The following is an 11,523-nucleotide window of genomic DNA, read 5'->3' as shown; positions in this document are numbered from 1 at the left end:
TATGATTCCGCTGGACAGCAGAGACTCTTTACGGTATTTCTTAGTCATGTAGCCGATCAGACCGGTGCCGATGAGGAAGCCCACGGGAAGCATGGCTTGGAGGTTTCCGTACTGCTTCGCCTCCAAAAGCAAGATCTCCTTGCCGAAATAGGGAAACACCACGTTGAACACCGGGGCAGATAAGAAGTTGAGGGCCACCGCGAAGAAAATGAGGGTCCTCAGGCCTGGGCTCTGCCACATATAACGGAAACCTTCTTGGAAGCTGCGGAGGAACTGTGCCCCCGGGTTGAGCTCAGCAGTGTGCGCCTCCCGCCTGGACTGCTTGGGGAAACGGATGAACATCTCCGATAGGGCGGAAAGCAGAAAGGCGGTTCCGTTAATCAAAAAGGCGCCGTAGTAACCAGTTGTACCAAGGATGAAGGCACCGGCCACAGGCCCGACAATCTGCGTCGCCGCCCTGGACAGGCTGTTTAAAGAGTTGGCCTTAACCAGCTCTTCTTTTTTGACCAGTCCCGGCACCGCCGCAGAGATGGCTGGGCCGAAGAGTACGCCGCAGAGCGAAGATAAGACGGTGGCTCCGTATAGGATGGGCATGGTCAAATAGCCCTGTCTATGGATGAAGCCTAGAGTAAGGATGACCAAACCCCGCACAATGTCCATGGACACCACAATGGTCTTGCGGTCCCACAGATCCGCGAGAACCCCAGTAAACGGAGACAGGGCCACCATGGGCAGAGAAGAGACCAAAAGCAGTGTGCCCAGGGCGGTCCCGGAACCGGTAAGGTCCAGAACCAGCCAGGTCAGGGCCAGATAGTGAATGCCGTCTCCCACTTGGGAAACCAAACGTCCCCAAAAGAGCAGCCCAAAATCCCTGTTGATGAACAACCGCTGTCCTAAAGTCTTTTTCTCCATCTTTAGTCCCATCCCCTATCTCTTCAAGTCTCTGCACTCAGTCTATCACTGCTGGGCCAGCCCCTGAACTGGCTGGGGATGGGTAATCCTTCAGCCTCCAGGCGGATTCAGCGCAGGAACAGGCTGAAAAAGCGCTCCAGCAGAGTGCAGTTCTCCTCTACATAAGCGTCCAGCTGATCGAACAGGTAGGGCACGAAGTCCCCGAAAGTGGGATAGAGACTGCGGTGTGCCTGGTAATAATCGAGCTGTTCTGCGACAAAAGCCGTAAGGTAGAACCCGCTGCCCTCGTGGTTTTCCAAGACGATCTCTGCCAACTCGGGGCCGAAGAGATCCCGGGCCGCCAGCACTTCCACACTCCGCACCACCTGCTCATTGAGGAAGGTGCTGGTGAAGGGGTAGGCTTGGGCGCGCATCACTTTGCGCACACTCCAAAAGAGGGGGCGCAGCTTCCGGGCCCGCTCAGGGTAAGCTTCTAAGGTGGGATTTACAAAGGAATGGCCCAACTCGTGGATGGTGAGCATCTCCAGATCGCTGCCGGTGGGAAACTCAGGCGCTCCGGAGCTGGAGCCGTACTCCCTGATGATCTGAATGGCCGCAGGCTCTCCTTGGCCGTCCCAAACCGTGACCCCATAGCCACCGCCAGGGAACATGCTGGGGGCCATGATCAGCTCAAAACGGGTCGGCGCCCAGCCGAAGAACTCCTCCAGCCACATCTGGGGCAGCTCGGCGCGAAAATCTTCCCTGGCTGGCTGGAGACACTCGTCCAGGTACGCCTCCCAGCTGCTGAAGAAAGCGAGGAAGTTCGACTGCTCAGCCAGATCCACCAAAGCCAGGCGGAACTCCTCCAGCACATCCCTTCCCCCGGCCCTTTCCACGAGATAATCATTGTATTCCACCAAGAGAGCTAGTTCGGGCAAGGGCCCCAGATGGCAGATCAAGGCTGGAGGCGCATCGTAGGTAAACCCCCGCTCCGTTAAGCGCTGGGCGATGGCAACGGCTTCATGGTCTTGATACTCAGCAAAGAACTCTTTGAGCGCCCGGTAGTACTCGTTCCCGGGGCCCCTGGGGCCCCGCCTTTCCATCCAGGTAGTCTGGGTCAGCACACCTGCTAAAAGCTCCATTTCCGGCAGAATCTTCAAAGCAGCTGAAGCCGTGGAACTTAAGATCGCCAAGGTCAGCAAAAACACCACAAGGAGCACTCTGCGCTTCACGTTCATACCTCCAAATCCGCTGCAAGGAATGCATGCTTTCCGCATTAACCGGGCTCCCGTCCCCATGAAAACGCGAGTCCGGAGCCTAAGTTTTACATATAGGGAATAATTATCATTTTCATTGACAGGAACTGGCGGCAGTGTTACAATATAGTTGAAATCTCCGAAGCCCCGCTAGGGCGTGGGGGACCCAACTTTTTGGGGTGAATCTCGCCAGCTGGTGAGAGGGGCGACTTGGGCGTCCTAACCCGTCAGCTAACCCCACAGGAGTACTCCAAGGCGTAAGTGTTAGTAGGCTCAGTGCAGCCAACTAGCAGGTACGCTTTTTGTTTTCCCAATTTCGCCAGGGGAAAGGAGATTGACCATGAAGAAGCAGCGTGTAGCAAGTGTCCAGAGTTTACTGTTAGGAAATCGGCAGGCCGAGAAGTTCTTCGATCTGGAGAAACATCCGCGCCAGAAAAGCCAGCCCTATCCGCCGATTTTCTTCCCTCCGTTCCTGATCTTCTAACGCTCCAGCACTACTTCGTTCCCACCCAGGGCAGCCGCCCTGGGTTTTTTACTGCCCCCAAAACCAGTGGCGCAGTGCCCGGCCCCGCTCCCCATTGGCCCAGGCGATCAGTCCCCGCACATAGTGGATGGGGATTCTACCCCCGCTGAGGGCCGCCACAGACCTTAAGGGCATCTCCAGCATGATGGCCCAGGTCATCAGCCACTGGGGATCCGTCTCCCGGGGTCGGCCCATCTCCTTCCAGATCGCCCTGCGGGCCACCTTCAAGATCATCCGGCCCAGGCCCGTTGCCCCTAGGTCTTCCAGGGTGGAGTTTTCATCAAAACGATCCGGCGGCTGAGGGGCGGGAATGGGCCTTCCGTAGACGGCGGCGAAGTCCTCCCGGGGAATGAACATCTGCCGGTGCAGGTTGTAGTAAGCAGGTGCGGAGCTGCGGTAGTCAGGAACCGGAAGATCGGGTCTGCTGCTTTCCACCTGCACCCGCTCCGCCAGGCGGATGTCCCTGGAGGATGCACCAATACGGATCTCATAGGCACCTGCTTCCACATGCCAGGCGCCCACCTCCACGTTGTGATAGGCGAAGGCCCGTTCATCCAGGATGAACTCCACTTCCCGCTCTTCGCCGGGATCCAGGTAAACCTTGGCGAATCCCTTCAACTCCTGGGGCGGGCGCGGCAGCGGTGAACCGATTTTGGCCACGTAAAGCTGCACAACCTCCGCCCCGCTCCTTTCCCCCGTGTTTTTGACCTTGCAGCGCACAACCAAACGGTCGGTATCCTGCAGCCGGGTGGCGGAAAGCTGCAGGTGGTCATAGGTGAACTGGGTGTAACTGAGTCCATGGCCGAAGGGGAAGAGCACCTCTTTCTGGGCGGCATCGTAGTAGCGGTAACCCACGAAGATACTCTCCCGGTATTCGGTCTGCCAGCGGTTAGAGGCGAAAAACTGAGCGGCGGGATGGTCTTCCAGCTTCAGGGGATAGCTTTCCGCCAGCTTGCCCGAGGGGTTCACTTTGCCCCAGAGGAGATCCACCACGGCCCCGGCCCCAGCCTGGCCCCCCAGATAGGTATGGAGCACCGCCGGCACCTGATCCAGCCAGGGCATGGCCACAGGGGCACCCGCGGAGAGGACCACCACCACATTGGGATTGACCTCTGCCACCCGGGCGATGAGGGCATTGTGATTAGGCGGTAGATCCAGATGGGCGCGGTCGTAGCCTTCCGATTCATAGCGGGGCGGCAGGCCGGCGAAGATCACTGCCACATCTGCCCGCCGGGCCAACCGGCAGGCCTCGTCCAAAAGTCTTTCATCCACCACATCGTCCTCCAGGGAGTACCCCGGGGCGAAGTCAAAGCGGGCCCCGGTCTTTTCCAGCTCTTCCAGCACCGTCTCCAGTCTGGTGGGGTTGACTTGAGAACTGCCTGCCCCCTGATAGCGGGGCTGGCGGGCAAATTCTCCCAGCACCGCCACTTTTTGTCCCCGCCCCAGGGGCAGCAGACCCCCTTTGTTTTTCAACAATACAGCGGACTGCGCGGCGACCCGCCGTGCCACAAGGTGGTGCCCATCGTAATCGCAGGGATACTGCACCTGCCCGGCCTGGGCTTCCTGGGCTTTGGCCACCAGTTCCAAAACGCGGCGCACCGCCTTGTCCAGGGCGGCCTCGCTGAGGCGGCCGCTTTTCAGATCTTGGCGGATCTTGGCGGCACTGACGCCATGGGATGCGGGCATTTCCAGGTCCAACCCCGCCTCCAGGCTCAGGCTGGGATCATTCACCGCACCCCAATCGGAGATCACCGCCCCCTGAAACCCCCATTCTTCCCGCAGGATGGTCTCCAAGAGGCGCTTGTGTTCGCAGGCGTAGGTGCCGTTCACTTTGTTGTAAGCACCCATGACGGTCCAGGGCTGGGCCTCCCGCACCGCCTGTTCGAAGGCGGCTAAATAGATTTCCCTTAGCGCCCGTTCATCCACCAAGGAATCGTTGAGCATCCGCCATTTCTCCTGGTTGTTGGCGGCAAAGTGCTTGAGGCATGCCCCCACTCCCTGGGACTGGACCCCCTTGATCCACGCCGTGGCCAGCTGCCCGGCCAAGTAGGGGTCCTCGGAGAAATACTCGAAATTGCGCCCACAAAGGGGCGAACGCTTGATATTGACCCCGGGGCCCAGCACCACGGACACGCCCTGCTGCCGCGCTTCAGCCCCGATGGCCTGCCCCATGGCAAAAAGCAGCTCTGGATCCCAGCTGTTGGCACTGGTGGCGGCAGGGGGAAAGCAGGTGGCAGGCACGCTTTCCCCGAGCCCCAGATTGTCGCCGCTGAGCTCCTGCTTGCGCAGGCCGTGGGGCCCATCGGACAGCATGATGGCGGGGAGATTCAAGCGGGGTACAGGGGTTGTATGCCACTGATCCGACCCCGAGACCAAGGCGATCTTTTCCTCCACCTCCAGCTCTTCCAAAAGCTTGTCAATATCCATGGTACCCTCCTTTTAGATAGGCTCGCTCCGGCGGGCTTCCCACTCACTTTTGAGCAGCCCGTAGCAGATCACATCATGGTAGGTGCCAAAGCGAAAGCGCTTCTGGCGCCGCACACCTTCCTGCACAAAGCCCACCTTTTCGTAAACCCTGCGGGCTCTGGTGTTGTAAGCCCAGCAGACAAGCTCCACCCTGTTAAGGCGCAGTTCCTGGAAAGCAAAGGTTAGAAACAGCTCCAGAGCTTCGGTACCGTAGCCCCGGCCGTGGTTTTCTTCACTGCCGATCACCATGCCCAGCTCGCCCCAGCCGTTTTTGAGGTCCAGGTTCACAAAATCGATCTGGCCCAGGTATTCCCCGGTATCGGCCCGGGCAATTACAAAACCCTTCCACTCCCCGGAAGTGGTCATCTCCAAGAACTTTCTGGTCTGTTCTGCGGAATGGGGGTAGAGAAAGATGTCCGAGAGGTTGTTGGTGATGGCCGGATTGTTCACCCAAGCGCGGATATGCTCAAAGTCGCTTTCCCGGTATTCCCTCAGCATCACTTGGCGTCCGTAGATGCGCGGCATAGCGGCTGCCTCCCGAGTCGTTTTTCGTTGTTGTACTATCTTTCGAGAAATCCACATCTTTACCTTCCGAAAAAAGGCAGGAGCGGTCCGGAGCAAAAAAAGACCCGGCACCCCGTGGGGTGCCAGGTCCATCTCCTCTCTGACTCATTGCTTGATCAACTGGTAGTGACCCATACTGCCCAGAGCTGCCTGCCCAGCAGCACTGTCTGGCAAATCCACCGGATGGACCTCCTTGAGGACGGGAGCCCATATCCAACCATCGCCGTGGTCGAATTCGAGCACTTCGCTTTCTGAGTAGTAATCACCGACATCCAATATGTCGTTACCGTTCACGTCCACCCAGGCTATCAATTGGTACTCGCCGGCAACCAGCTCCATTGTCCATTGGTCACCGGGGAGCGGCACCAGTTCTTCCACCACCGCCTGAATCTCAGTTCCGCTTCGCAGGCCCTGGATTAAGCGGATGTGTTCCACCCCGTTCACTGCCCAGTAGGCGTTCACCAGTCCGTGGCCGTAGAAGTAGGAGTTCCGATTGTGGATCTTCATGCAGGTCCGCTCCAAAACCTCCCGCACCTCGCTCTTGGGTATGCCGTTAGCCAGCATCAAGCCGATCACGCCCGTGACGTGGGGCGCCGCCATGGACGTACCGTAATATCCCGCGTACTTACCATCCGGAAACGTGCTCAATACATAATCCAGAATGTCTGGAACCCCTCCCCCACCGGGAGCCACGACGAAATCGCCAGTGCCGAAATTAGAGTATTCCGCCAAAGGCGGTTCATAGGGGCCAGGCAGAAGATCCAGACCGCTGCCGGTGGCACTCACCGCGATCACCTCTGGAAGGCCCGCGGGATATTCGATCACGGGCCACCCATCATTGCCGGTGGCGGCAACCATGATCACTCCCCGGGCATGGGCTTCCTGCACTGCCTGCTCTTCCAGGATGCTGTAAGGTCCACCTAAAGACATGTTGATGATATCCGCTGGCCTGGGATTGGTCGGCTTATCTTCCTGATCATTGAGGGCCCCGGCTGCGTAGAGGATACCCTGGGCCACAGACCAACTGCTTCCCTCGTCAGCAGCCAAGACCTTCGCCGGGAGGATTTCCACTTCCCACATAACGCCCCCAACGCCCAATCCGTTATTGGTCTTGGCACCGATGGTTCCGGTCACGTGGGTACCGTGTCCATCAAGGTCTTCTATGGAGTCTTCCCAGGTGAAGTTCCAGGCATATTCCAAGTCCAACTGCCCCACCAGATCCGGGTGATCCGTGTCCACACCGCTATCGAGCACGGCCACGCGGACGCTGCGATCTCCCGTGGTTACCGCCCAGGCTTGCGGCAGGCGGATCTGCTCGTAATGCCACCACTGATGGCCCGCGTAGTGGGGGTCATCGGGCACCCGGAAAGCCTGGGCGACCCTTGGGAGGTTCGGCTCCACCGCCAGGACACCGGCCACACTCTCCAAAGCCCGGAGATGACCTTCCTGGCTGAGCACACCCAGTTGGGAGTCCGCTGGCCGCACCAAGTGTGCTCCCAAAATCTCGATGGTATCCAAAACTGTGTAGCCGTCCTCCTCCAGCCGATGCACCTGCTCCTCGCGGGAAAGGGACCGATCCAGCAGGGCGATAAACTCGCCTTCCACAGGGCTGGCAGCCCAAGCAGCCGCACTTGCTGCCTGCGGCTGAGCCCAAGCTTGAGAGGAGGGCCCCAGGCTGACCTGCCCTTCTTCCACCAGCTGTTCATAGGCTTTGGGGAAAGTGTGGAGGAACTCCACTCCCACGCTAACTGTGATCGTCGGTAGAAACTCAGCCCACAGCTCCACCGGTTCATCCACGGTGATCTCGATCACCGGGTTCTCGGGATCCACGTCTTCGGGCACTCCCACCCAGCCGTTAAAACGCCAATCCGGCGCCGGTACGGCCTTCAGCCTGATCCGGGTAGTGCGGGGATAGTACTCGGTGCTCAAAGGCGTGAAGAGCACTTCCTGCTCAACCTCGCCGTCCCCAACGATGTGGATCGTGAGGGGCTCGCCCCGCACGGCGGTGATAACAACTTCATCTGCGGCCCTGTGGAATACCTGGCTCTTGGGGTTAAAATACCAGCCTTCCTTGTCCACTACTTCCAGGTTTACCCTGCCCTTGAGGCCGTGGGCGCTCCATCTGCCATCGGCCCCCGTGGGACCGATGACCCGGGGAGCTATCTCATCGCCTTCTAGGCTCAGCTCCACGCGGGCCAGGGGAATGCCCAGGCCATCCTGGACCACTCCAGAAATACTGTATTCCTTACTGTTTCCCCCTAGACAACCGGTCAGCAACAACAAAACCACTACCAACACGGCTCCAAAGCGACTCGGTTTATGCATGCATCGATCACCCCTTGCCCGTTATTTCGGCAAAGGTCTGCCCGTTCCTGTCGGTCCCTGGAAGTAAATGCAAGAGGTAACCGCCGGTATCCTCCCACCAAAAAGGGGCCCAGCCCCTCACCAGGAGAGCTGGACCCGCTTTTTGGCCAAACAGATCAATCCTTGGTCAAGCTGTAGGTGCGCAGGCGCGCCTGGAGCTCTCCAGTCTCCGCCTCCAGATCAGCGGGATGGAACTCGCTTAACGTGGGCCACCAGGACCAGCCCTGCCCGTACTCGAACTCCAGAACTTCTGTTTCTGAGTAGTAGTCGCCGGCATCCAGCACGCCGTTGCCGTTCACATCCACCCAGGCAATGAGCTGGTATTCACCTGGTTTGAGGTAGAACAGAGCCTGATGACCCGGGAGGGGCAGCCTTTCTTCCACCGCTGCACTGATCTCGGTCCCCTGCCTGAAGCCCTGGATCAACCGGATCTCTTCCACGGCATTCACAGCCCAGTAAGCGTTGATCAAGCCGTGCCCGAAATGGTAGCTATCATACTTGTGGATCTTCATGGCGGTCCGCTCTAAGACATCCCGCACCTGGCTCTTGGGAATCCCGTTGGCCAGCATCAGGCCGATAACCCCGGAAACGTGGGGCGCGGCCATGGAGGTTCCGCTTGAGCCGTAATAGCTTCCGTTATCGCCCGTGCTCACCACAAAGTCCATGATACCCAGACCGAAGGCGTAACCTCCCCCACCAGGTGCCACCACGAAGTCCTCGGGACCGTAGTTGGAATAGGGCGCCAGGGGCGGTTCATAGGGGTCAGGCAGAAGATGCAGCCCGCTGGCGGTGGCCCCCACGGCGATCACCTCGGGGTAGGCTGCAGGGTAGGAGATTACGGGCCGGCCGCCGTTACCCGTCGCCGCCACCATGATCACGCCACGGGCAGCGATGGCGGCTACCGCATCTTCTTGAAGCTCGGTGTAAGGACCACCCAGGGACATGTTCATAATGTCGGCAGGCCTGGGATTGGTGGGCTTATCCTCCTGCTCGTTGAGGAGCCCGGCGGCATAGAGCATCCCCTGCACCACCGTCCAGGTGGAACCCCGGCCCGAGGCGTCAAACACCTTCACGGGCAACAATTCCACTTCCCACATGATGCCGGCCACACCCTGTTCGTTATTGGTCGCCGCACCGATGGTTCCCGCCACATGGGTACCGTGCCCGTGGCCATCCTCGATGTCGTTATCCTCCGTGAAGTCCCAGGCGTTTTCCAGATCGATTTTCGCCTCCAGATCGGGGTGATCTGGATCGATGCCCGTGTCGATCACGGCGATGCGCACACCTGGGTCGCCGGTGGTTACCGCCCAGGCCTGGGGCAGGCGAATCTGATCGTAGTTCCACCATTGATACTGGGCATAGAACGGATCATTGGGGGTTTTGATGGCCTGGAGAGAGATGTCGTAGTTGAGGTGGGCAGCAACAAACCCGTTGAGCTGCCGGAAAACCTCCAGGTGTTCCTCCCCGCTTAAGGCCATGAGCTCCGTTTCCAGGGGCACCACCAGATGCGCCCCCAGACACTCGATGGTATCCAAGACCCTGTAACCAGCCGCTTCTAGAATGCTCACCTGCTCCTGCCTGCTGAGGACCCGATCCAGCATGACGATGAATTCATTCTCCCGGGCGCTCTCCCGCCACTCCTCAGTGGGATCTGCCAGCGGCAGCCTGGCCGGCCCTTCCGGAGACGGAGCTCCCACCAGCTGTTCATAGGCCTGGGGGAAATCGTGGAACATCTCCACAGACACGCTCACACTGATGGTTTCCACGAAGAATGCTTTGATCTCCTTAGGTCCATCCATCACCACGGTGATGGGGTTCTTCTCTTCTTCGCCTTCAGGAACATCGCCCTCCCAGCGCAGAAAGACCCAGTCGAAGTCGGGCACCGCAGTGAGCTTCACTTCCGTCGTGCGGGGATAGTAGTCGGTGTCGAGCGGTGAGAAGACCACTTCCTGCTCAACCCGGCCTTCACCTTCAACCACAATGACCAAAGGCTCTCCCTTCACCGCCTCGATCACCACATTGTCAGCGCCCTTGGTGAACTCCTGCGTTCTGGGCTTAAAGAACCAACCTTCCTTGTCCAAAACTTCCAGGGTTACCGTGCCCTGGAGGCCGCTGGCGCTCCACCTGCCGTCTTCCCCGGTGGGGCCCAAAACTTGCGGCGGGATCTTCGGGCCTTACAATTTCAGCTCCACACCGGCCACGGGGATGCCCAGACCGTCTTGTACAACCCCGGAGAGGCTGTACTCTTTACTGCCACCCAGGCACCCCGCGAGCAGCAGAGAAAGGAGCAGCACAACTGCGATGCTAGATCGCCTTTTCACAAAAAATCACCCCTTGCCTTTTGTTGAAGTTAGCTGATTATAGGCAAGGGGTGCCGCTTATCCTCTATTAACTTGCTAGAAAAACCGCTGCGGGTCTAGAAGCGTTCCCACAGGGGCCGCAGGATGCGGTAGACCACCAGAGAAGCCACGGCGATGATCACACCCTTAATCAGGTTGAAGGGCACGATGGCAAACACCACCATAGTTCGCAGATCCACCACCGCCGCATTGACCTTGGCGGCGGCCTGCACAAAGGCATCCACAGGTACCCCCATCACCGCCGCATAGGCGGGGACGAAAATGAAGTAGTTAAGCACACCGGCAAAAACCGCCGCCGCAACCGTGGCTGTCACCGAGCCCCACAGCACGCCGGAGCGGCTGGGCCACCTTTGGTAGATCAAGGCCAGAGGCAGGACATAACCGGCCCCCACCAAGAAGTTGGCCAGCTCGCCCACACCGCCTGTGTTGCTGCCCACAATGAGCTTGAGCAAGTTCTTGAGCAGCTCAATCACAACACCCGCCGCTGGCCCGAGGCTGAAGGCGCCGATCACCGCAGGCACATCGCTGAGGTCGATCTGCAGAAAGCTGGGAAACAGCGGCAGCGGGAAATCAACAAGCATAAGTACCATACCGATCGCGGCCAGCATCCCCATTTTCACCATGGCGCTGGTGGCAAACAGACTGCCCCTGGTCTGGCTAGCATTGTGGATCATGGTCATCCCTCACTTCGTGATTTTTTCCACGAAAAAAGCAACCCGAAATTCTTCAGGTTGCAGTGAAGGTAACAACCCCATGTTACCTGCATTCTTCTCCCATCCAGACTATACTGTCGGTTTCGGAATTTCACCGAATCAACGATCCTCTGCCGATCGCTCGCGGACTTTCACCGCCGGTCGGGAATCTCACCCTGCCCCGAAGAATTTCGTTATGCAGTTTTCAAGTTCAGTATAGCGTACTGGGTATTGAGCGTCAAGTTAAAAAATTCACTTTCCCACAAAGGCAGAAATGCAACTCTAAATGAAACGGATTTTCGCTCGTCTTCTCTCTGACTCAACGAAGGGTTTCTGTTCCTCGCTCGGCTTGGTTTATCCTGCTCGTGCCAGACTTTCCACCGCTTCCCATGCAGATATGCCGTTTA

9 protein-coding genes and 2 riboswitches are annotated in these 11,523 nt (G+C 58.7%); of the genes, 1 reads left to right on the top strand and 8 read right to left on the bottom strand.

The genetic code is table 11. The annotated features are described in order from the left end of the window. Positions 1 to 912: MFS transporter (locus ACE4YL_RS07700; RefSeq protein ID WP_461369454.1), on the bottom strand; the 912-nt coding region annotated here is incomplete at its 3' end. A gap of 107 nt (positions 913 to 1,019) precedes the next feature. Then, positions 1,020 to 2,123, bottom strand: coding sequence for a DUF4932 domain-containing protein (locus tag ACE4YL_RS07695; protein ID WP_461369453.1), 1,104 nt, complete (start codon positions 2,121 to 2,123; stop codon positions 1,020 to 1,022). Positions 2,124 to 2,274: 151 nt separating this feature from the next. Beyond that, a riboswitch (cyclic di-AMP (ydaO/yuaA leader) is annotated at positions 2,275 to 2,408 on the top strand. Between the two features lie 79 nt (positions 2,409 to 2,487). Between ACE4YL_RS07695 and ACE4YL_RS07690 the strand changes: the two genes are divergently transcribed. Continuing rightward, positions 2,488 to 2,631: a hypothetical protein gene (locus tag ACE4YL_RS07690; protein WP_461359703.1), complete on the top strand. Its 144-nt coding sequence runs from the start codon at positions 2,488 to 2,490 to the stop codon at positions 2,629 to 2,631. A 48-nt stretch (positions 2,632 to 2,679) separates the two neighbouring features. Here ACE4YL_RS07690 and ACE4YL_RS07685 read toward each other — a convergent pair whose 3' ends face one another. From ACE4YL_RS07685 to ACE4YL_RS07660, 6 genes are all read right to left on the bottom strand, one after another. Then, positions 2,680 to 5,097, bottom strand: a complete 2,418-nt coding sequence (locus ACE4YL_RS07685) for a glycoside hydrolase family 3 C-terminal domain-containing protein (RefSeq protein WP_461359702.1) — start codon at positions 5,095 to 5,097, stop codon at positions 2,680 to 2,682. Positions 5,098 to 5,109: 12 nt separating this feature from the next. Next, positions 5,110 to 5,661 (bottom strand): GNAT family N-acetyltransferase, encoded by a 552-nt coding sequence (locus ACE4YL_RS07680; protein ID WP_461359701.1) that lies wholly within the window; start codon positions 5,659 to 5,661, stop codon positions 5,110 to 5,112. Between the two features lie 144 nt (positions 5,662 to 5,805). Beyond that, complete coding sequence (locus tag ACE4YL_RS07675) at positions 5,806 to 8,025, bottom strand: S8 family serine peptidase (protein ID WP_461360005.1); 2,220 nt, start codon at positions 8,023 to 8,025, stop codon at positions 5,806 to 5,808. 155 nt (positions 8,026 to 8,180) lie between these two features. Continuing rightward, positions 8,181 to 10,214 (bottom strand): S8 family serine peptidase, encoded by a 2,034-nt coding sequence (locus tag ACE4YL_RS07670; RefSeq protein ID WP_461369452.1) that lies wholly within the window; start codon positions 10,212 to 10,214, stop codon positions 8,181 to 8,183. Between the two features lie 24 nt (positions 10,215 to 10,238). Then, entirely contained in the window at positions 10,239 to 10,385 is a 147-nt protein-coding gene (locus ACE4YL_RS07665) for a hypothetical protein (protein WP_461369451.1), read from the bottom strand. A 95-nt stretch (positions 10,386 to 10,480) separates the two neighbouring features. Further along, entirely contained in the window at positions 10,481 to 11,098 is a 618-nt protein-coding gene (locus ACE4YL_RS07660) for an ECF transporter S component (RefSeq protein ID WP_461360276.1), read from the bottom strand. Positions 11,099 to 11,185: 87 nt separating this feature from the next. Next, a riboswitch (FMN riboswitch) is annotated at positions 11,186 to 11,309 on the bottom strand. Positions 11,310 to 11,523 lie beyond the last annotated feature (214 nt).

This window comes from Candidatus Darwinibacter acetoxidans (assembly GCF_041936445.1).
Taxonomy (GTDB): Bacteria; Bacillota; Limnochordia; order Darwinibacteriales; family Darwinibacteriaceae; genus DTU010.
The sequence above is the reverse complement of the archived record's forward strand: the minus strand, read 5'-3'. Positions and strand labels throughout refer to the sequence as shown.